17 protein-coding genes are annotated in these 23537 nt (G+C 42.0%); 6 read left to right on the plus strand and 11 right to left on the minus strand.

Annotated features, from left to right (window positions below; translation table 11 throughout):
- Window positions 1-98: 98 nt before the first annotated feature.
- The gene (gene cysN, locus B3J29_RS02745; protein ID WP_286964329.1) at window positions 99-1712 is read right to left on the minus strand and encodes a sulfate adenylyltransferase subunit CysN; all 1614 of its coding nucleotides are present in this window, start codon (window positions 1710-1712) and stop codon (window positions 99-101) included.
- A gap of 130 nt (window positions 1713-1842) precedes the next feature.
- Window positions 1843-2757 (minus strand): sulfate adenylyltransferase subunit CysD, encoded by a 915-nt coding sequence (cysD, locus tag B3J29_RS02750; protein WP_159122810.1) that lies wholly within the window; start codon window positions 2755-2757, stop codon window positions 1843-1845.
- Between the two features lie 317 nt (window positions 2758-3074).
- On the opposite strand from cysD, the gene B3J29_RS02755 reads away from it, so the two are divergent.
- The 3 genes from B3J29_RS02755 (at window position 3075) to B3J29_RS02765 (ending at window position 6293) form a co-directional block, all read left to right on the plus strand.
- Window positions 3075-3617, plus strand: a complete 543-nt coding sequence (locus B3J29_RS02755) for a hypothetical protein (protein WP_286964330.1) — start codon at window positions 3075-3077, stop codon at window positions 3615-3617.
- A gap of 270 nt (window positions 3618-3887) precedes the next feature.
- Window positions 3888-4523 (plus strand): YqiJ family protein, encoded by a 636-nt coding sequence (locus tag B3J29_RS02760; protein ID WP_286964331.1) that lies wholly within the window; start codon window positions 3888-3890, stop codon window positions 4521-4523.
- A gap of 51 nt (window positions 4524-4574) precedes the next feature.
- Window positions 4575-6293: a flotillin family protein gene (locus B3J29_RS02765; RefSeq protein ID WP_286964332.1), complete on the plus strand. Its 1719-nt coding sequence runs from the start codon at window positions 4575-4577 to the stop codon at window positions 6291-6293.
- 102 nt (window positions 6294-6395) lie between these two features.
- Here B3J29_RS02765 and sucD read toward each other — a convergent pair whose 3' ends face one another.
- From sucD to sdhC, 9 genes are all read right to left on the minus strand, one after another.
- On the minus strand, window positions 6396-7286 hold the full coding sequence (gene sucD, locus B3J29_RS02770; protein ID WP_005234623.1) for a succinate--CoA ligase subunit alpha: 891 nt from the start codon (window positions 7284-7286) through the stop codon (window positions 6396-6398).
- Window positions 7287-7297: 11 nt separating this feature from the next.
- Window positions 7298-8464, minus strand: coding sequence for an ADP-forming succinate--CoA ligase subunit beta (gene sucC / locus B3J29_RS02775; RefSeq protein ID WP_286964334.1), 1167 nt, complete (start codon window positions 8462-8464; stop codon window positions 7298-7300).
- Window positions 8465-8648: 184 nt separating this feature from the next.
- Window positions 8649-10082, minus strand: coding sequence for a dihydrolipoyl dehydrogenase (gene lpdA / locus B3J29_RS02780; RefSeq protein ID WP_004782973.1), 1434 nt, complete (start codon window positions 10080-10082; stop codon window positions 8649-8651).
- A 60-nt stretch (window positions 10083-10142) separates the two neighbouring features.
- Window positions 10143-11363 carry a 2-oxoglutarate dehydrogenase complex dihydrolipoyllysine-residue succinyltransferase gene (odhB, locus tag B3J29_RS02785; protein ID WP_286964335.1) on the minus strand — a complete coding sequence of 407 codons (1221 nt, stop codon included), beginning with the start codon at window positions 11361-11363 and terminating at the stop codon, window positions 10143-10145.
- An 18-nt stretch (window positions 11364-11381) separates the two neighbouring features.
- On the minus strand, window positions 11382-14204 hold the full coding sequence (locus B3J29_RS02790; RefSeq protein WP_286964336.1) for a 2-oxoglutarate dehydrogenase E1 component: 2823 nt from the start codon (window positions 14202-14204) through the stop codon (window positions 11382-11384).
- Between the two features lie 823 nt (window positions 14205-15027).
- On the minus strand, window positions 15028-15738 hold the full coding sequence (locus B3J29_RS02795; RefSeq protein WP_286964337.1) for a succinate dehydrogenase iron-sulfur subunit: 711 nt from the start codon (window positions 15736-15738) through the stop codon (window positions 15028-15030).
- Window positions 15739-15752: 14 nt separating this feature from the next.
- Complete coding sequence (locus tag B3J29_RS02800; RefSeq protein ID WP_286964339.1) at window positions 15753-17651, minus strand: FAD-binding protein; 1899 nt, start codon at window positions 17649-17651, stop codon at window positions 15753-15755.
- A gap of 12 nt (window positions 17652-17663) precedes the next feature.
- Window positions 17664-18029, minus strand: coding sequence for a succinate dehydrogenase, hydrophobic membrane anchor protein (gene sdhD, locus B3J29_RS02805; protein WP_286964356.1), 366 nt, complete (start codon window positions 18027-18029; stop codon window positions 17664-17666).
- A complete protein-coding gene (sdhC, locus tag B3J29_RS02810) occupies window positions 18029-18427 on the minus strand; it encodes a succinate dehydrogenase, cytochrome b556 subunit (RefSeq protein WP_034705238.1) in 399 nt (132 codons plus the stop codon). Before sdhC ends, sdhD begins: the two co-directional genes overlap by 1 nt.
- Window positions 18428-19432: 1005 nt before the next feature.
- Here sdhC and gltA point away from each other — a divergent pair.
- From gltA to B3J29_RS02825, 3 genes are all read left to right on the plus strand, one after another.
- Window positions 19433-20707 (plus strand): citrate synthase, encoded by a 1275-nt coding sequence (gene gltA, locus B3J29_RS02815; RefSeq protein WP_004782984.1) that lies wholly within the window; start codon window positions 19433-19435, stop codon window positions 20705-20707.
- A 169-nt stretch (window positions 20708-20876) separates the two neighbouring features.
- Complete coding sequence (locus B3J29_RS02820; RefSeq protein ID WP_286964341.1) at window positions 20877-21380, plus strand: hypothetical protein; 504 nt, start codon at window positions 20877-20879, stop codon at window positions 21378-21380.
- Window positions 21381-21754: 374 nt separating this feature from the next.
- A complete protein-coding gene (locus B3J29_RS02825; protein WP_286964343.1) occupies window positions 21755-23380 on the plus strand; it encodes an NAD+ synthase in 1626 nt (541 codons plus the stop codon).
- Window positions 23381-23537 lie beyond the last annotated feature (157 nt).

The raw sequence follows: 23537 nt of genomic DNA on the forward strand, positions 1-23537 counted from the left end.
AAGATCACATTTTCATTGATCGGATAATTTTCCATCAATCAAAATTCAGGCAATAAAAAACCCGCCTTACAGCGGGTTTTCTTAAAATCAGTCCGGCCTTATAGACGAACCAATTCCACAATTTTCTCAGCCAGTTCTTCAACTGCATCGGCTGTATAAGTCACATCTGTACCTTCTGCAAGGTCAGTAATTACTACTACACCAGTTTCACGAACAAGCGCAACCTGTTCAGCAGTCAGACCCACTTTCGCAATTACAACCACGCCTTGTTGAATCAACAGGCTTTCAAGCGCTTGTGCATTTTCCAGTGCTTTTGCAGTTACAGTGACCGCAGCAGGTTTTTGACCTAAACGTGCAGCACGCGCTTCAGCAGTAACAGGCTCGTTGTGTGCAGTCCATTCTACTGCAGCTTCAACCATACCTGCACCAACAGTCACGTTGCTTAGACGGTCGATGAAGATGAATGAACCGGTGTAACGGCTGTCTTGATAACGGTCAAATACCACTGGCGCATCAAATTCAATAGTGACATCAGCAATCGCATTCAGATCAAGCTGCTCTACTTGTAATTTTTCCAATGTATTCACATTGGTACGGTAGTTGATTTTCGCAACTTTCGCTGGGATGGTTTGAGTACCAAACTTCACGTTATAAAGTTTGCCAACCACCAACGGCTGGTCGTTCATCCAAACCACAGATGCGCGAGCAGAACGTGAAATCAGCGGTTGTTCGCCCGCTTTTACCAACACGTTACCACGTGAAATATCAATTTCATCGTTCAGTGTTAATGTAATTGCCTGACCTGCAACAGCATGATCCAGATTACCGTCAAAAGTCACGATTTCTTTTACTGTCGATTTCTTGCCAGATGGCAGCGCAACAATTTCATCGCCAACTTTCACTTCACCCAGTGCGATGGTACCGCAGAAACCACGGAAATCGAGGTTAGGACGGTTAACGTACTGAACTGGGAAACGGAATTCATCTTTGCTGGTATTACGTGTAATTTCTACAGTTTCCAAAGTCTCCATTAATGTTTGACCTTGGTACCACGGCGTATTTGGTGATTTGTTTACAACGTTATCACCGTTCAACGCAGAAATCGGCGTGAACACAATGTTTTCCGGCTTACGATCGCCCAACTGGTTCACGAACTCGTTGTACTCAGCCTGAATTTCATTGAAGCGTGCTTCAGAGAATTCAACCAGGTCCATTTTGTTCACTGCAACCACGATATTACGAATACCTAAAAGGCTCGCAATAAATGAGTGACGACGTGTTTGAGTCTGAACACCGTAACGCGCATCGATTAGGATGATGGCAAGATCCGCAGTCGACGCACCTGTCGCCATATTACGGGTATATTGCTCGTGTCCCGGGGTGTCGGCAATGATGAACTTACGTTTTTCAGTAGAGAAATAACGGTAAGCGACATCAATGGTAATACCCTGCTCACGTTCAGCTTGCAGACCATCTACAAGAAGTGCAAGGTCAGGTGCATCGCCAGTGGTACCCACTTTTTTAGAGTCACGGGTAACCGCTTGCAGCTGATCTTCATAAATCAGTTTTGAATCGTAAAGCAGACGGCCGATCAGGGTTGATTTACCATCATCCACGTTACCGCAAGTCAGGAAACGCAATAAGTCTTTATTTTCGTGCTGTTTCAAATAAGCCAAAATGTCTTGGCTAATAAGTTCTGATTGGTGAGACATCGCTCATAGCTCCACAAATACGTTGAAATCGGTTTCTTTTAATCCCTCTAAATCCGCCTTGGAAGCCCCTCTTTTATAAAGAGGGTGAGCAGCACTGCTGCGCAAGGAGATTCTTAGGGTGAGATTTCTCTTAGAAGTAACCTTCCTGCTTTTTCTTTTCCATCGAACCTGCTTCGTCATGGTCGATCATACGGCCTTGACGTTCAGATGTGGTCGCTAAAAGCATTTCCTGGATAATTTCCGGTAAAGTTGTTGCAGTTGATTCAACCGCACCCGTTAATGGGTAACAACCTAAAGTACGGAAACGAACCGATTTCATTTGTGGCACTTCGCCTGGATTCAGGCGCATACGCTCATCATCAACCATGATCAGTGTACCATTACGCTCAACGACTGGACGTTCAGCAGCTAAGTACAATGGAACAAGTTTGATATTTTCTAGGTAGATATATTGCCAGATGTCCAGCTCAGTCCAGTTAGACAATGGGAATACACGAATACTTTCGCCTTTGTTCACTTTACCGTTGTAAAGGTTCCAAAGTTCTGGACGCTGGTTTTTCGGATCCCAACGGTGTTTAGAGTCACGGAATGAATAAACACGTTCTTTGGCACGTGATTTTTCTTCGTCACGACGTGCACCACCGAAAGCAGCATCAAACTGATATTTGTCCAGAGCCTGTTTCAGACCTTGGGTTTTCATAATGTCAGTATATTTAGAGCTACCATAGTCGAATGGGTTTACGCCCGCATCACGACCTTCTTTGTTCTGATGCACGATCAGATCAAAGCCATGTTCTTTGGCCATGTTGTCACGGAACTTGATCATGTCTTTGAATTTCCAGCCGGTATCTACATGAAGTAGCGGGAATGGAAGTTTTGCAGGATAAAACGCTTTCAGTGCTAAATGCAGCATAACTGCTGAATCTTTACCGATTGAATAAAGCATAACCGGATTTTCAAACTCGGCAGCAACTTCGCGAATGATGTGAATACTCTCAGCTTCAAGCTGTTTAAGATGAGTAAGTCTTTCCTCATTTAATAACATGGACAACCTGCGTATTACACGTGTACTTATTACACTTTATAAAATTTATATTCATTATAGTGATTAACTTTTCATAACGATTGCTTGTTTTGTGATATTCATATATTAAAACGTCATATAAAAATTCACTAATATCAACTATCAGTTTTTATGAATCTGATAGCTTAGCTAAATAAAGACAATTGATTGTTTAGTCAAAGCACTCTGGAAGATTACTTTTAGCAATGAAATGATATATTAATCATCTAAACGGCCAGTTCACATCGTGGTGAAAAAAAATTAGAGTAGGATTAGTTCTTCCAATTTATAAACTATGTATGCCTTATAACGAATTTGATTTAGATACTTTAAAATCCCGTCTGGAACAGGCAAAACTTGCCGGTTTTATTTACCAGCACCAGCAACATATTTTGGTTCTTCAGGAACCCTATACTGAAGATGACAGTCCATTAAACATTTATATCCAACATGAACTGACAGCGGATCAGATTAGCCTGCAGTTTGGTCTGCGAAAGATAAATGATCAATGGGAATACCTGCTCGGTATGACTTATAGCAATCAGCAAGCAGGTTACGAAATAGGTGCCGGCAATCTGAGAGGCGATCAAAAGGCTTTTAACCTGCTTTATGCTTTCTATAACTATCCTAAAGCATTCTTCTCGGTTGCTCTTCCTTTGTCTGCAAATACTCAGGCATTGGAACAGGCTCTCGACGAACAACTATTTAATCAGCCTGAACTTAAATTTCTGGAGACTGCAGTAAAAACCAATCCAATGGGCGAACAGGTGCAATGGATGAAGAGCTATATCCTGCAACAAGCCCTAGAAATGAAAGTCCGTATCCAGACCGCCATCCTTTAATGCTTTTATATATCTACAAAGGAACAGAAAAGCAAATATACACAATTGCTTTTCTACTCTTTAGATAAAACCTCAGATTCGCCCGCCTATATAAATAGTCGACATTTATTTGCAGCTAAGAAAAACACATCACAAATTGTTAAATTTTGGATTTTATCAAGCTGTCCCAATAGGGAATTTTGTTGTTTTTTGCTTACAATTTTATTAATAGCTGTTATCTTTAACAGGGTCATAAAATTTCTATAAAACCATAATTAGAGACAGAAACTCATGTGGGAACTGTTCACTCATCCTTCCAACATTGTATTTAGTATCAGTTTAAGTCTGATGCTGATGTTTGCTGCCTTGGAATGTGTCTTGCTGATGCTGGGAGGTGGCTCCCAGAATATGTTCGAACAATTTCTGCCCGAAGAACCGCTTCACCCGGAAGTAGGGGTTGAACAGCATACTGGCCTGTTCCATAAAGTATTCGACTGGCTTTATCTGGGTCGCCTGCCTCTCTTTATCTGGCTCATTATTTTCCTGACCAGTTATGGTCTGAGCGGATTATTGATCCAAGGTCTGTTCGAACGATTTACCAGTCAGCTTTTAAATGCATGGATTATTTCCCCTGCCTGTTTATTTTTATGCATGCCGATTGTACGTGGGCTGTCCCTGCTTGCTGCCAAAATTCTGCCTCAGGATGAAACCATCGCGATCTATAGCGATGAACTGATCGGACGAACCGCTACTATTATTCTGGGAGATGCCAAAGCTAACTCCCCTGCTCAGGCCAAAGTTCAGGATCAGCATGGTAAGACCCATTATGTGCTGGTCGAACCTGAACGTAATGAAATATTTAATCAAGGTCAGACAGTTGTTCTGACTCAAAAAACTAAAAATGGCTTTCAAGCTATTGAACTTTAATTAAACCGATTTCCTATAAAAATTAAGCTTGCCCAAAGAGACTTTATAACAATGCTAAATTTTGATTTATATAATGTTTTGATTATTGCGGGGATTATATTCGTTGGCCTAGTTACCTTCGGATTAATCATTGCACGTTTATACCGTCGTTCCAGTAAAGAGATTTCTTTTGTGCGTACAGGTTGGGGTGGTGAAAAAGTGATTTTAGGCGGCGGGGCTTTGGTGCTACCGGTGCTACATGAAATCATTCCAGTCAATATGAATACCTTGCGTCTGGAAGTCCGTCGTGCCGATGATCAGGCGCTGATTACCCGTGATCGCATGCGTGTCGATGTAATGGCTGAATTCTATGTGCGTGTAAAGCCTACCGCCGATTCGATTGCAACTGCAGCGCAGACTCTTGGTCAAAAGACCATGTCGCCAAATGAATTAAAGAATCTGGTTGAAGGGAAATTTGTCGACTCTTTACGTGCGGTAGCTGCTGAAATGGCCATGGAAGAACTACATGAAAAACGGGTCGACTTTGTGCAAAAAGTACAGCAAGTGGTGTCTGAAGATCTGCACAAAAATGGTCTGGAACTTGAAACTGTTTCTCTGACAGGCTTGGATCAAACTGGTTTTAAATACTTTAATCCGCAAAATGCATTCGATGCCGAAGGTTTGACCAAACTGACAGAAACGATTGAAGATCGTCGCCGTAAGCGTAACCATATTGAACAGGATACAGATCTGGCCATTAAAGCCAAGAATCTGGAAGCCGAGCAAGCACGTCTGCAAATTATCCGTGAAGAAGAATATGCCAAACTGCAACAGGAACGTGAAATTTCGATTCGCCGCGCTGAACAGTTAGCTGAAATTGCAGCTCAGGAAGCTGCAAAAAAACGTGAAGCGGAAGAAGCTCGCATTGCTGCTGAACGTGAAGTAGAACTGAAACGCATTTTGGCAGCTCGTGATGTTGAAAATGAAAACATTCAGAAAGCACAAATCATTCAAAAAGCACAAGTTGAACAGAAGAAAACTATCGAACTGGCTGAACAGGATCGTGCGATTGCGATTGCAGAAAAGTCTCGTGCTGAGTCTGAAGCTAAAGCTTTAGCTGATCAGGCACGTGCTCAAGCGGTTAAAGCGGAAGAAGAAGTTGTTACTGTTCGTCAGATCCAGCAAGCAGAACGTCAAAAAGCGGTTGAACTAGTTGCAGCGAAAGAACAGGCTGAGAAAGATGCAATTGCCATTACCGTTGCAGCAGAAGCTGGCAAACAGGCAGCAGCCGACGATGCAGAAGCGGTTCGTATTGCCGCTGAAGCCGAAGCTGAAAAAGTTCGTCTGAAAGCTAAAGGTGAAGCGGATGCCAAAGTTTTACTTGCTCAAGCGATGGAGAAACAGTATCAGGTCGATGCTGAAGGTACCCGCGCAGTGAATGAAGCAAATAATGTACTGTCATCTGAACAGGTGGAAATGCAAATCCGCCTAGCCATGCTGAAATACCTGCCTGAAATCATTCGTGAAAGTGTTAAGCCGATGGAAAACATTGATGACATCAAGATTCTACAAGTCAATGGTTTACATGGGGCACATGCAGGTTCTTGCCAGGCAGATGCCCATCATGAAGGCGGAAATGTTGCTCTCTCCGATCAGGTGGTAAATAGTGCTTTGCGTTATCGTAGCCAGGCACCTTTGATTGATAGTCTGATGAATGAATTAGGCATTCAGGGCGGTGACATCAATGGCATGACTCAAAGCCTGAAAGCTAAAGCTGGTGTAGATAACTAAATACTCAATTTTCGAATTATCATTTAGTTAGACTTTAATTTACTTTTACAGCAATTATGAAGAAGCCCTCAATAATGAGGGCTTCTTTATCAGCTTAAGAAATTAAGCCAAACCTTTTTCTTTCAATACCTGGAGCATGGTTGAACCCAACTCTGCAGGACTACGTGTATACGCCATTCCCGCGCGTTCAAAGGCTGCAAACTTCTCTTCAGCAGTTCCTTTACCGCCAGAAATAATGGCACCTGCGTGACCCATACGCTTACCTTTCGGCGCTGTTACACCAGCGATATAACCTACCACTGGCTTGGTCACATGTGACTGAATATACTCAGCTGCTTCTTCTTCCGCAGTACCGCCAATTTCACCAATCATGATAATGGCTTCAGTTTGCGGGTCTTCCTGGAACAGTTTCAAGCAATCAATCTGGTTCATGCCTGGAATCGGATCACCACCGATCCCGATACAGGTAGACTGTCCAAGACCTAGTTTAGTGGTTTGTGCAACCGCTTCATAAGTCAAAGTACCTGAACGTGAGATAATGCCGATTTTACCTGGCTGGTGGATATGACCTGGCATAATCCCGATCTTACACTCGCCTGGCGTAATGATACCCGGACAGTTTGGACCAATCAGACGTGTGCCATTACCATTGGTTTCCAGATAACGTTTGGCTTTCAGCATATCCAGTGTTGGTACACCTTCAGTAATCACAACGATCAGCTCAATACCTGAGTCAACGGCTTCTACAATAGAATCAAGTACAAAAGGTGCTGGCACATAAATCACAGAAGCATCAGCTTGGGTTTCTTGCACCGCTTCACGCATGGTATTAAATACTGGCAGATCCAGATGTGATTGACCACCTTTGCCCGGTGTTACCCCACCAACGACTTTAGTGCCATAGGCAATAGCCTGTTCAGAGTGAAATGTACCGTTCTTGCCTGTAAAGCCTTGGACTAAAACTTTGGTGTCTTTATTAATTAATACGCTCATTGTGATACTCCTTAAGCTTTTACTGCAGCAACAATTTTTTCTGCAGCATCGGCCAAGCCATTTGCAGAAATCAATTTCAAACCAGATTCATCCAATAACTTGGCACCAAGCTCTGCATTGTTCCCTTCAAGGCGAACAACTACAGGCACAGTGACATTTACCTCCTGAACCGCTGCAATAATTGCCTCAGCAATCATGTCACAACGTACAATTCCACCAAAAATATTAATCAAAACCCCTTGTACAGAAGAATCTGCCAGGATAATTTTAAACGCTTCAATTACACGCTCTTTGGTTGCACCACCGCCCACATCCAGGAAGTTGGCTGGTTGACCACCGTAAAGCTTGATAATGTCCATGGTTGCCATCGCAAGACCGGCACCATTGACCATACAACCAATATTGCCCTCTAAAGCAACGTAATTCAGGTCAAATTCAGATGCTTTCAGCTCACGCTCATTTTCTTGTGATTTATCACGTAAAGCAGCGACTTCAGGCAGACGGTAAAGTGCATTTGAATCAATACCGACTTTGGCATCGACACAAAGAATGTCGCCATTTTCACGAACAGAGAGCGGGTTAATTTCAAATAAAGCAAAATCATTTTCGACAAAAGCTTGGTAAGCAGCTGTCATGACTTTGACAAATTGGTTGATCTGGTTATCTTTTAACTTAAGTGCAAACGCCACTTCACGTGCTTGGAATGGCAATAAACCCACCAAAGGATCAACTTCCACTTTAATGATTTTTTCAGGCGTTTCTTCTGCCACTTTTTCAATTTCGACACCGCCTTCAGTCGATGCCATAAAAGTAATACGACGGCTAGAACGGTCAACCACCGCACCTAAATAAAGTTCACGTTCAACCGGATAAACATCTTCAGACACCAAAATACTATTGACTGGCTGACCATTTGCATCGGTTTGATAGGTCACTAAACGTGAACCAATAATCTGATTGGCATATTCAGCTGCTTCTTCAGCCGACTTTACCACTTTTACCCCACCCGCTTTGCCACGACCACCTGCGTGAACCTGCGCTTTTAATACTGCAAACTTCCCACCAAGCTGCTCAAAAGCATGTACTGTTTCTTCAGCATTGGTAGCAAGAATACCTTCTTGTACAGGCATCCCATATTTTTTTAATAACGCTTTTGCTTGATACTCATGTAAGTTCATTGATTGACCTTTTACTACTTATTTGACTTTGTTATTACACGTTTTCCCAATATTTCTTGGTTCACATCAATCAATATTGGTATTTTTGGATCTTAAATTTTACTTATCTTTATTTTTAGATGATTATTCATTCAAAAACAACCACCAAATGTAAAAAGAGCGGCCGGAGCCGCTCTTTGAAGAATTACTTACGCTTACGTTGGATCGCGTGAATCGCACGACCATCGACTGCAAGAGCAGCTTCATGTACGACTTCAGAGAATGTTGGGTGACCGAAAGTCATCAACTGTAGATCTTCAACTGAAGATACAAACTCAAGTGCAATCATACCTTGGTGAACGATATCAGACGCAGCAGGTCCAATCACGTGCATACCTAGTAGACGGTCAGTTTTTGCATCAGCAACAAACTTCACGAAACCTGCACCTTCACCAGCCGCCAAAGCACGACCATTTACAGCAAAACCGAATTGACCAGTTTTCACTTCATGACCTTTTTCTTTGGCTTGCTCTTCTGTTAAACCTACCCAAGCCGCTTCCGGATGAGTGTAGATGACAGAAATGATAGTGTCATAGTTCACTTGAGCAGCATGACCGTGGATACGTTCAACAGCCATTACGCCTTCTTCCATTGCTTTATGTGCAAGCATTGGACCACGTACCAAGTCACCGATTGCATATACGCCTTCAACAGAAGTTGCACACCAGTCGTTTACTTCAACCAGACCGCGCTCAGTCAGTTTGATGCCTGAGTCTTCAGCCAATAGGCCTTCAGCATAAGCGCGACGACCTACACAAACGATCAGTTTATCGAAAGTTTGTTCTTTATCTTCACCGCCCTGGCTGTATTTAACAGTCACTTCACGACCGTTAACTTCAGTACCAGAAACTTTCGCACCGATACGGATATCAAGACCTTGTTTGGTCAGTAATTTTTGGTAGTCTTTTGCTAATGCTTTGTCAGCCATTGGCAAGAATGCGTCCATTGCTTCAAATACAACAACTTCCGCACCGAGACGACGCCATACTGAACCAAGTTCAAGACCGATTACACCAGCACCGATCACACCAAGACGTTTAGGCACTTCTGGGAATTCAAGCGCACCAGTTGAGTCCACGATCAGGTCTTGATCTACAGGAGCAACAGGAATATTGACTGGTACAGAACCAGATGCAAGAATGACATATTTAGGCTCTAAAACTTGAGTTTCGCCTTCATGCGGTACGAACTCAACTTTTTTACCAGCAAGTAATTTACCAGTACCCTGTAACCATTCGATGCCATTACCTTTAAGTAACTGTGCAACTCCACCAGTCAATTGCTCAACGACTTTGTCTTTACGCGCCAGCATTTTAGACAAATCGAAAGCAACTTCACCCGTTGTAATACCGTGGTCATCTAAATGCTTAACAGTATCTTCATAACGGTGAGAAGAATCTAGAAGTGCTTTAGAAGGAATACAACCGACGTTTAAGCAAGTACCGCCTAAAGAAGGTTTACCTTTATGAATACGTTTTTCGATACATGCAACTTTAAAACCAAGCTGTGCAGCACGAATTGCAGCTTCGTAGCCACCTGGGCCACCACCAATTACAACTAAATCGAATTGTTGAGACATTATTCTCTCCAAAAATGGGCCTAGAGGATCACCCTAAGCCCATGGATTTATTCTTTAGAATTAAAGATCAAGGATCAGACGAGCTGGTTCTTCTAACAATTCTTTGATTGTTACAAGGAAACCTACAGCTTCTTTACCATCAATGAGACGGTGGTCATAAGAAAGCGCTAGGTACATCATTGGCAAGATTTCAACTTGACCATTCACTGCCATAGGACGTTCCTGAATTTTATGCATACCCAGAATCGCAGTTTGTGGAGTGTTCAAGATTGGAGTTGAAAGCAATGAGCCGAAAGTACCACCGTTGGTAATTGTGAAAGTACCACCAGTCATGTCTTCGATTGCAAGTTTACCTTCACGCGCTTTACCAGCGTATGCACGGATACCGTTTTCAACTTCAGCATAGTTCATGCGGTCTGCATCACGAAGTACAGGAACCACTAGACCACGGTCAGAAGAAACTGCTACACCGATGTCATAGTAACCATGGTAAACAATGTCGTCGCCATCGATAGACGCATTCACTGCTGGATAGCGTTTCAGTGCTTCAGTCGCAGCTTTAACAAAGAATGACATGAAGCCTAGACGTGCACCATGACGTTTTTCAAACGCTTCTTTGTACTGGTTACGCATTTCCATGATTGGTTTCATGTTTACTTCGTTGAACGTCGTCAACATTGCTGTTTCTTGAGTTGCAGCAAGCAGACGTTCAGCAACACGTTTACGCAGACGAGTCATTGGAACGCGTTTTTCAATACGTTCACCAACTGCAACGCTTAACGGTGCAGCAGCAGGTGCTGCAGGTTTAGACTGATGGTTCGCAACATCTTCTTTAGTGATGCGACCGCCACGACCTGTACCAGATACGTCAGCAGCATTGATACCAGATTCAGTCAATGCTTTACGTACTGCTGGAGCTTGGTCTTGAACCTGTTGACGCTCAACGATCGGTGCATTACCCGCTTCGGTTTTTGCAGCAGCTTGCTCTACTGATGCTTCAGTTTCAGATTGAACTGCTTGAGTTTGAGTTGCACCAGATACGGCACCTTCTTCAAACTGTGCAATCACTTCAGCAGAAAGCACTGTATCGCCTTCATTTTTAACGATTGATGCAATTGTACCGTCTGCAGGAGCAACAACTTCTAAAACAACTTTATCAGTTTCAATATCACAGATCACTTCATCACGTGATACTGCTTCACCTGGTTGTTTGTGCCAAGTTGCGATCGTACCGTCCGCAACTGACTCTGGAAATACCGGTGCTTTAATTTCGGTTGCCATTATTTAGAATCTCCTGGATTATTCAGCATCGATCGCTAGAGCGTCGTTAACGAGCTGAGCTTGTTGTTTTGCATGCAAGTATGGTGAACCACACGCCGGTGCAGCTGAAGCTTCACGGCCTGCGTAACTAATACGGATTTGTTTGCCCGCTTTCATCACATCGTCATATAAACGAGGCGCGATGAACAACCAAGCACCTTGGTTCTTCGGTTCTTCTTGTGCCCAAACCAGTTCTTTCACGTTTGGATACTGAGCAAGAACTTCTGCAAGACGTGCTTCTGGGTACGGATACAATTGTTCAATACGTACAATTGCAGTGTTGTTCAATTCTTTTTCACGACGTTTTTCAACCAGATCGTAGTAAACCTTACCACCACACAATACCAGACGGGTTACGTCTGCTTTGTTGATGTTATCTACTTCGTCGATCACAGTCTGGAATGTACCGTTAGCCAGTTCTTCCAGGTTAGACACCGCTAATTTGTGACGAAGCAATGATTTAGGTGACATGATGATCATTGGTTTACGGATTGGGCGGATTGCCTGACGACGTAACGCGTGAAAAATCTGTGCAGGTGTAGTTGGAGTCATCACTTGCATGTTGTCTTCAGCACATAGTTGCAAGAAACGTTCCAGACGTGCAGATGAGTGCTCAGGACCTTGGCCTTCGAAACCATGTGGCAGAAGCATAGTCAGACCACATACACGTTCCCATTTGGTTTCACCAGATGAGATGAACTGGTCGATTACCACCTGTGCACAGTTTGCAAAGTCACCGAACTGAGCTTCCCAGATGATCAGGCTCTTAGGAAGAGTCGTCGCATAACCATATTCAAATGCCAGTACTGCCATTTCAGACAATAAAGAGTCATAGATCGCAACGCGCGGTTGGTTTTCTTTAATATGGCAAAGTGGAATATAAGTTGAGCCATCTACCTGATTATGCAGTTTTGCATGACGGTGTGAGAATGTACCACGACCCACGTCTTCACCAGTTAAACGAACCAGATAACCATCATCTAGCAGTGATGCATAAGCTAGAGTTTCAGCAGCACCCCAGTTCAGCGGCATCTCACCAGTTTGCATTTTCAGACGGTCGTCAATCACTTTAGAGACCTGACGCTGCATCACGAAGCCTTCTGGAAGCTCACGCATTTTGCGACCAAGCTCTTTAAGACGTTCTAGATCGCAAGTAGTATCCCACTCGTCTGTGTATTCATGACCCAGGTACGGTGTCCAGTCTACGAACATTTTTTTGTTCGGCTCTAGAACCAGAGCATTGGCAACATGTTTACCTGCTTCAAGATCAGAACGGTATTGTTCAACCATTTGATCTGCAGTTGCACGATCAAGTACACCCTCTTGAACCAATTTGTCAGCATAAAGCGTACGAGTGGTCGCTTTTTTGTTGATCACCTGGTACATCATTGGCTGAGTTGCAGCTGGTTCGTCCGCTTCGTTATGACCACGACGACGGTAACAGAACATATCGATCACGACGTCTTTACGGAAAGTATGACGGAAATCGTGGGCAAGCTGAGCAACAAACAATACAGCTTCAGGATCGTCACCATTCACATGGAAGATCGGTGCCTGGATCATTTTCGCGATGTCAGTACAGTATTCTGTAGAACGTGCATCACGTGGATCAGATGTGGTGAAACCAACCTGGTTGTTCACTACGATATGAACTGTACCACCTACTGTGTAACCACGAGTCTGTGACATCTGGAAGGTTTCTTGGTTTACGCCCTGACCTGCAAATGCAGCATCACCGTGAACAATTACTGGCAATACATCATCGCCACCAATGTCTTTACGACGTACTTGACGTGCACGTACAGAACCTTCAACTACAGGTCCAACGATTTCAAGGTGAGATGGGTTAAACGCCAATGCCAAGTGAACTTCACCACCTGGAGTCATCACGTTAGAAGAGAAACCTTGGTGATACTTAACGTCACCAGAACCTTTCTTGTGTAGTGATTTGCCTTCGAACTCACCAAACAGGTCAGCCGGGTTTTTACCCATGATGTTAACCAGAAGGTTCAGACGGCCACGGTGTGGCATACCGATCACGACTTCTTTACAGCCTACAGAACCGGCACGCTGGATCAATTCATTCACCATAGGAATGAAAGACTCACCGCCTTCAACACCAAAACGTTTTGCACCTACGAATTTATTACCGAGGTATTTTTCCAAACCTTCAGCCGCAGTTAAACGTTCAAGAATATGTTTTTTCTGATCAGCACTCAGACCATATTGACCACTTGCGCTTTCAAGACGTTGCTGGATCCAGCGTTTTTCTTTGGTATCCACGATGTGCATGTATTCAGCACCGATCGAGCTACAGTAAGTCGCTTCCATCGCCTGGACCATTTCGCCCAAAGTCGCTGCTTCCTTACCAATCGCAAGGTTACCGGTATTAAATATAGTGTCTAGATCAGACTGAGTTAAACCGTGCGCAGAAAGATCAAGATCTGGCACAACTTCACGTTTAGCCAGACCCAATGGATCCAATTTTGCTTTTTGGTGGCCACGGTTACGGTACGCAGCAATCAGCTGTAAAACGCCAATTTGACGACGTTCATGCTCTGAACTTACTGTCGATTGGATAACAGGCTGAATACGGCTTGAATTGCGACCTAAAAGTAGGAATTGCTCACGTACATTGCTGTGTGGTTGATCACCTTTTGGGAATTTATCGAAGTACGCTCTCCAGTCAGCACCCACTGAGTCTGGAGCAGTGAGGTACTGCTCATAAAGTTCTTCAATATACGCTGCACTATCAGCGGAAAGTTCAGTGTCAAGACGCAGAGCGTCAGCAACTTCTTGCATTTGTGGACCCATTTCCTATTGCAAAAACATTTTCAGGATGCTTTTTAAGCAAAACCCAGGATTAGTAATGTCAAATTGATAATTCAACATTAGTCCCCCATAAGGCATAAGCCATGAGGCGTTATCACCACACCAAGAAAATTCTTGATATGTTTAATGAACAATAACGCCCCTCAGCGGCATCATCACTCATTGAATACCCGATCGTGACCGAGCAATTTTTTGCAAATCGACTTAGAAAAAACAAAGATTTAAACTATATTTTTTCTAAAGCGACTTTGACTTACATTTATATACCAGTCTCTACTTTTTCCGTGTTTAAAAAATGTACATCGGCCCACACATTTTTTAAATATAGTCTTGTGCTAAATGCTATCACGATCTCGACTAATCAATTGATTTTTTTGACGAGGAACGCATGTTTTTTAGTCAAATACTTCCGTCAGAAATTACTCTAACATAGGGAGCTTTAAATGAAAAACACATTCAGCGTAGACTAAAGTCCTACATCTTTTTGATAAACAAAAAGAGAGTAAATCTTCCAATCCACTCCCTTTGCAACTTTGCGTAAATATAATAACATTATTGAAAACCTTTTTCAGTCCAGAATTACATCTAAAAATCATAAATACCTCAAACAACATCATAATAGTGCATAAATCCGACCAGAATGCTCTGCAATGATTCATCACTCGATTTGATCATATGAGATACAGCACCAATAACAGCATTTTTCGCTACTACTGTTCGTTTATGGAGCCCTATAAAGCAAAAAGCACACCAAGTGGTGTGCTTTTTGAAAAACTGTTGATTGCAGTCTAAATTAGCCAGCCATATCTAGAAGCATGTTACGGATGTGACCGATTGCTTTAGTAGGGTTCAAGCCTTTAGGACATACAGATACACAGTTCATGATACCTTTACAACGGAACAGAGAGAACGGATCGTCAAGACGAGCCAGACGCTCTTGAGTACCTGTATCACGCGAATCGATGATGAAACGGTATGCATTCAATAATGCTGAAGGACCCAAGAACTTGTCTGGGTTCCACCAGAATGATGGGCATGAAGTTGAACAACATGCACAAAGAATACATTCATACAGACCATTCAAGTGTTCACGTTCTTCAGGAGACTGCAGACGCTCTTTAGGAGGTGCAGGCTGGTTGTTGATCAAGAACGGATGAATCTTGTTGTACTGGTCGTAGAACTGGTTCATGTCAACTACAAGGTCTTTGATTACTGGAAGACCAGGTAGTGGACGGATTGTGATTGTTTCTGGTAAATCATTCAGGTTCCACAGACATGCAAGACCGTTTTTACCATTGATGTTTACACCATCAGAACCACAAATACCTTCACGACATGAGCGACGGAACGTTAAAGATTCGTCCTGTACTTTTAATGCAAGAAGCGCATCAAGCAACATACGGTGCTTATCAGTCAGTTCAAGCTTAAAAGTTTGCATATACGGTGCTTTATCCTTATCAGGATCGTAGCGGTAGATATGAAATGTACGAGTACCTCTACTCATCTTTAATCTCCTGATTAGAATGTACGTGGTTTCGGTGGAATTGCATCAACCGAAAGTGGTTTGTAACGCACTGGCTTGTACTCAAGACGGTTATCAGCAGAGAACCACAAGGTGTGTTTCATCCACTCGTCGTCACGACGGCCATATGGATACTCTGGATGATCTGGTGATAATTCGAAATCTACCACAGTGTGAGCACCACGACATTCTTTACGTGCAGCAGCTGAAATCAAGGTCGCTTTAGCAACTTCATACAGGTTTTCAACTTCTAGAGCTTCAATACGTGCAGTATTGAATACTTTAGATTTGTCTTTCAAGTGAATATTGCGAACACGCGGCTCAATTGCAAGAATTTGTTTTACACCTTCTTCAAGCAGCGCAGTTGTACGGAATACACCCGCGTGGTCTTGAACGATGTCACGGATTGCATCAGCAACTTCTTGAGCATTCTCACCAGTTGTTGATTCATCCAGCTTACGAACACGTTTAATTGTGTTTTCAAGCACAGTTGTAGGAAGCGGTTCATACTCATCACCGTGGTGTTTAGTCACGTAGTCAATGATATGCTGACCAGCAGCCTTACCAAATACAACCAAGTCAAGCAGTGAGTTTGTACCTAGACGGTTTGCACCGTGTACAGATACACATGAACATTCACCGATCGCATAGAAGCCTTTCACTGGTTTAGTGAAGTTGCGACCTTCTTGGTTAGTAGAATAGGTATCAGTATTCTTGTCGTAGTTGGTTACTAGAGCTTCAGATTCTGGAGACTCAGGAACAACCACCTGACCATGAATATTTGTAGGAATACCACCCATTTGGTAATGGATTGTAGGCACTACAGGAATTGGCTCTTTAGTAATATCAACGTTCGCGAATTTCTTACCAATCTCAAATACAGATGGCAGACGTTTCATGATGGTGTCAGCACCCAAGTGAGTCATATCAAGAAGGATATAATCACCTTTAGGACCACAACCACGACCTTCTTTGATTTCCTGGTCCATAGAACGTGATACGAAGTCACGAGGAGCCAAGTCTTTCAGAGTCGGTGCATAACGTTCCATAAACGGTTCGCCGTCTTTGTTACGAAGGATTGCACCTTCACCACGACAACCTTCAGTCAACAGTACGCCTGCGCCCGCAACACCTGTAGGGTGGAATTGCCAGAATTCCATATCTTGCAATGGAATGCCTGCACGAGCTGCCATACCAAGACCGTCACCAGTGTTGATATATGCGTTAGTAGATGCACGGTAAACACGACCAGCACCACCTGTAGCGAACAATGTAGCTTTCGCTTGGAATACGGCAATTTTACCAGTTTCCTGATCGATTGCTGTCACACCCAGTACATCACCAGCTTCGTTACGGATCAGGTCAAGCGCGATCCATTCAACGAAGAACTGAGTACCCATTTTCACATTGCTTTGATAAAGCGTATGAAGAAGCGCGTGACCTGTACGGTCGGCTGCAGCACATGCACGTGGAACTGCTTTTTCACCGTAGTTTGCAGAGTGACCACCAAATGGACGTTGGTAAATCGTACCGTCTGCGTTACGGTCAAATGGCATACCTAAATGTTCTAATTCGTATACCACTTGCGGTGCTTCGCGAGTCATGAACTCGATCGCGTCTTGGTCACCTAACCAGTCAGAACCTTTAACTGTGTCGTAGAAGTGGTAATGCCAGTTATCTTCTTGCATGTTACCAAGAGATGCACCAATACCACCCTGCGCTGCTACAGTGTGAGAACGTGTTGGGAATACTTTAGTCAGTACCGCAACCTTCAAACCTGCTTGAGCAAGTTGGTAAGAAGCGCGCATACCAGAACCACCACCACCAACGATAACTGCATCGAAAGTTTCGTGTGGAATATTTGTGTAATCTTCTTTAGGGGTTATAGCGCCCATGATTGTTTCCTATCAATTCGCCCAAAAAATCTGGATTGCCCAGATCGCATATGCAAATACAGCAATAATCACTGCTGAAGTCAGTACAAGGCGTAAACCTGATGCTGATGGACCCATTTGACGAGTAGTCACATAATCAGTGAATACCTGCCACATACCGATCCATGCATGCGCAACAAGAGATAAGACGGCCAATAAAGATAAAATCTTCATTGGAACTGTCATCATAAAGCCGTACCATTGCTCGTAGTTGAAGCCACCATTCAGTAGTATCCAACCAAACACCACAACGGTATAAACAGCTAGAACTACAGCACTAATGCGTTGGACAAACCAATCACGAGAACCTGAACCTGTTAAACCAGTAGCACTTTTCATTAGAGTACGATCCATACAAATGCTGCAACAATACCGATTGCAGACAAGATTAATGAAATAGTAGCTGCAGTACGACCGCTTTGCAGTTCTTCTGCAACGCCGATATCTGCAAGTAAGTGCTTAATACCAGTGAATAAATGATAAATTAAGCCGGCTACAAATACCCATACGATAAAGCGAACAAAGAAACCGTTAAAGATTTCCTGCACTTCAGCAAAACCTTCTGCTGAAGACAATGATTTATCCAACAGCCACAAAAGGACCGGTACGAGTAAAAATACGATGACACCTGAAAGACGGTGTAGAATTGATGCAATAGCCACGGGTGATTTTAAGTTTACTTCTAAAACTTGACCCATGGACAAATTGACAGGTCTGTTGCTTTTCACAGCGGGCATCCTGTAGTTAAAAACTCCATCCGGAGTTTGTTGGAATTAATTCGAAGGAAAGCTGGCATTATCAGGCAAATACATGCCTAAATATAAAACGACACTGAATTATAAAACGTGAACTATTAAAATACAAACAACTGTATTTGGCTTTTTAAACAAAAAACCTTTAAATAAGAATCATTAACAACAACTTTAAGTTCTCCCCTACTTGCTTTATCTCCATATTTTCATTCTAGATATTTGTTTTTTAATAATTAACTTGATTAATTTAGTCTGTTATCTAGCCAAGCTTCGACTAAGTAGATTTAGACTAAAGATGAACGGTAAAAATGTAATTTTGTCCCTAGGTCCTTATTAATCCCAAGTAAAATCATAAGGATATATTTCACAAATAAATAATGACTATTTATATAGAGGTATCTCAATTTGAATTTTTTGTACTAAAACCTACTTATCTCTTTGTAGATCATAGTTTTTTTGATGTTTTTAGACATTTTAGATTCAAAAAAACACTTATTTATTTTTGTTTAAGTTGTATTAAACAAAGTGAAGCAAATTTGCGAGCTATTTTTTTAGCCGATTAAAGACAGCTAAAAAGAAAATTTATTGCTTTTATTTATAATTCAAGTTTGAAGTAAAAACTTAAGGAAATCGATGTAAGTTACGAGATTTATATAATTTTAAGTTGCAGCCTTAAAATATTTTCTCAATTTCTCCTTTATTTTTTGCTAGGAAAAAACGCTTACAAATACGGTAAAGACTATATTTTTTTCTGCACCTTCTGTTCAATTTGACTTATTATAGAGGTTTGGTACTGTGATTTTATTAAACTTTTTATACCAAGATAAATGACTAAATCACTGTGAGAATGTCATTTTTCATCCATAAGTATAATTGACAAAATTTCAGTAGCCACTAATCTTATAGCAAATTTTTGATCCGTCCGTTTTGTGCATTAAAAGATTGATAGGCAACTCGGATATACATTCACCAGGACAGGAGATCTATTGAATGTCTGAAGCAACTGGCAAGAAAGCCGTTTTACAGCTTGATGGCAAAGAAATTGAATTACCAATTTACAGCGGCACATTGGGCCCAGATGTAATCGACGTTAAAGATGTATTGGCTGCAGGTCACTTTACTTTTGATCCTGGTTTTATGGCAACAGCTGCATGCGAGTCTAAAATCACTTTCATCGATGGTAATAAAGGTGTTCTTTTACACCGTGGCTACCCAATTGACCAGTTAGCAACTAAAGCTGATTACCTAGAAACTTGCTACTTACTTCTTAATGGCGAGCTTCCAACAGCTGAGCAAAAAGAAGAATTCGACGCTAAAGTTCGTAACCACACTATGGTTCACGATCAAGTAAGCCGCTTCTATAACGGTTTCCGCCGTGATGCTCACCCTATGGCAATCATGGTTGGTGTTGTTGGTGCGTTGTCTGCGTTCTATCATAACAATCTGGACATCGAAGATGTTAACCATCGTGAAATCACTGCGATTCGTTTAATCGCTAAGATTCCTACTTTGGCGGCTTGGAGCTACAAATATACTGTTGGTCAACCATTCGTTTACCCACGTAACGATTTGACTTACGCTGAAAACTTCCTGTACATGATGTTTGCTACTCCAGCAGACCGTGACTACAAAGTAGATCCAATTCTTGCGAAAGCAATGGACCGTATCTTCACACTTCACGCTGACCACGAACAAAATGCTTCTACGTCTACAGTACGTTTAGCTGGTTCTACTGGCGCTAACCCATATGCATGTATCGCTGCTGGTATCTCTGCACTTTGGGGTCCTGCTCACGGTGGTGCGAACGAAGCTGTTCTTAAGATGCTTGATGAAATCGGCACTGTAGAAAACGTTGCTGGCTTCATGGAAAAAGTGAAAACTAAAGAAGTTAAACTCATGGGCTTCGGTCACCGTGTGTACAAAAACTTCGATCCACGTGCGAAAGTAATGAAAGAAACTTGTGACGAAGTTCTTGGTGCTCTTGGCATCAACGATCCACAGCTTGCTCTTGCTATGGAACTTGAACGTATCGCACTTTCTGACGAATACTTCATCAAACGTAACCTTTACCCTAACGTAGACTTCTACTCAGGTATCATCCTTAAAGCGATTGGTATCCCAACAGAAATGTTTACTGTGATCTTTGCGCTTGCACGTACAGTTGGTTGGATCAGCCACTGGTTAGAAATGCACAGCGGTCCTTACAAGATCGGTCGTCCTCGTCAGCTTTACACTGGCGAAGTTCAACGCGACATCAACCGTTAATTCGGTTAGCGTTGAAAGACGTAAAAACCACCCTTCTGGGTGGTTTTTTTATAACTGACAAAAACCAACACAACCAAGATGTGAAAAACTTAAAATAGTAAATCTGAAGAATTTTCAATTTCTGCAAATTTCTAGAAATTACTCTTATATCGTTAAGGATTGAGTTTTAATGCTGTTTTACCTGCTTCCCTTCATCCTGAAAATAATTCGTTTTGATCAGTTTAAAAGCCGGAACTTAACTTCAGGTGAAATCAAGCTTTGTCAACAAGTCTTTGCTGACCTGATTGACTATTCAGCAGTCCGTGTCATGAATCACCCTTTCCTGCCCTGGCAATCCAAGCATGTGATCATGGCACCAAGTGGTTATATTCATGTGCGTAACTTGAATTATCGGGACGATTATTCTAAAGAAAGCCGTTCTTATCAGGCGCTTTTCATTCATGAAATGGCACATATTTATCAATATCAGCAGAATATTAATGTTTTGTTTAAAGGTGCTTTTTTACAGGCCGCTTATTTTTTAAGTATGGGAAAATATAATCCTTACAAATATCAATTTAATCTCAACAAATCCTTTTTAGACTATAACATTGAACAACAGGGAGATATTGCACGCGATATTTTTTTAAAAAAAATCCCCAATATTATTCTAAAAAATCAGTTAAGCAGATGATATTGAATATTTTTCACTCAAGTATTCTGTTGATTTCTATTTTAAGAAAATAAACTTATTTAAATCCACTTGAGTATTTTTGTGCATTTAGCAGAATAAAAAAGCACCATAATAAGTCATTTCTGATCATAACTTTGTGTATCTGTTTCAATTCTCCTGAAACAGCTCTAGCATCTGCCTCAAATTTCGATAAAATAAGCCAAGTATGATATTTTTAGCTCGCAAATCAAGATTTAATGATCATGCGGTCATGACTTTTTTTAATTTTGGCCATTTGGCATTTTGTTCGTATCAAACTGCACTCAGCTGGATAATTAGAATTTTAAAAATCAGTGATTTAGTGTATTCACCTATAGGAATAGGACTTAATTGGAATGAAAAGTTTTAAAATTGCGATTGCTCAATTCTCTCCACATGTGGGCAATTTAGATGCAAATACGCAGACAATGATAGATTTGGCAAATCAGGCCAAAAAAGATAATGCTGATCTTATTATTTTCCCTGAACTTTCAACTTTAGGTTATCCGGCTGAAGATTTATTAATTCGTCCAAGTCTGGCTAAACGTACAAAACTGGCGTTTGAGAAACTGACTGAAGTAAAAGATATCGTTATGGTCTTTGGTTTTGTCAATCAAACCGAAGATGGTGAACGCTATAACTCAGCCGCCATTATGAAAGATGGCGAAGTTTTAGGGGTTTATAATAAACAGACATTGCCAAACTATGGTGTATTTGATGAGAAACGCTATTTTGGTGAAGGACATCAGCATCTGGTCTTCGAATATCTGGGACACAAATTTGGTGTCCTGATCTGTGAAGATGTCTGGTCATTATCTACCGTTCAACAGCTGGCTCAATTAAATATTGATACTGCGCTGGTTCTAAATGCTTCTCCATACGAAGTTGGCAAACCGCAACACCGTATCGATACAATGGCTGCACTGGTCAAACAGTTGAATATCAATTTGGTGTACTGTAACCAGGTAGGTGGCCAAGATGACCTCATTTTTGACGGCACCAGCTTTGTACTCAATAAATCAGGCGAAGTGGCTCTACAAGCGCCTAGCTTTGAAAAAGGCTTGTATATCGCTGAATATGATGCAGAAAAATTAGAGTTCAGCAAAGGCACGATTACTCCAGCCCTAGAAACCATGGCTGAGATTTATCAAAGTCTGGTGATGGCAACTCGTGACTATGTACAGCGTTCAGGTTTCCCAGGCGTGATTCTGGGTCTGTCTGGTGGTATTGACTCTGCCCTGACTCTTGCCATCGCAGCAGATGCGATTGGCCCTGACAAAGTCCAAGCAGTGATGATGCCTTATACCTATACTGCTCAGATCAGTGTAGAAGATGCCACTGAACAGGCGAAAACGATGGGTGTAACTTTCGGTATTGCTGAGATTAACCCGATTGTAAGTGGCTTCTTGCAAACCCTGTATCCATTCTTTGGCAATGCCCCTGTAGATGCTACTGAAGAAAACCTGCAAGCACGTGCACGCGGTACGCTATTAATGGCGCTTTCTAACAAGTTCGGCAATCTGGTTCTAGCAACCGGTAATAAATCCGAACTTGCCGTTGGTTACTGCACACTATATGGCGATATGGTGGGTGGCTTTGCTGTATTAAAAGATGTTTATAAAACTATTGTGTTTGAACTGGCGAAATATCGTAATAGCATCGCAGAAACTCCTGTGATTCCTGAGCGTGTCATTACTCGCCCACCATCAGCAGAACTTCGTCCAGATCAGGTCGATCAGGATTCATTACCGGCTTATGAAGTACTTGATGCGATTCTTTATGCTTATATTGAAGAAGATCTGAGCCAGGATGACATCATTGCCAAAGGCTTTGAAGCTGAAGTCGTGAAAAAAGTGATTCGCTTGGTGGATATTAACGAATACAAACGTCGTCAGGGTGCGATTGGTCCACGTATCAGCTCGCGTTCTTATGGTCGTGAACGTCGCTATCCGGTCGTTAATGGCTGGAAAGCAGGTATCTAAGTTTTAACAAAACTAGATTAGCTATAATGCCCAAGTAAATGCTTGGGCATTTTTTTATCTTTAAGCAATAAATAAGGTTAAGAAATTAAAAGAAGATTCTAAAATTTAAACAGACAGAAATTTAGAAGAACTTTCTCTTAATTTTTTATTGATATTT

Origin of the sequence: Acinetobacter sp. UBA5984, from assembly GCF_002429925.1 — a bacterium.
Lineage (GTDB): Bacteria > Pseudomonadota > Gammaproteobacteria > Pseudomonadales > Moraxellaceae > Acinetobacter > Acinetobacter variabilis.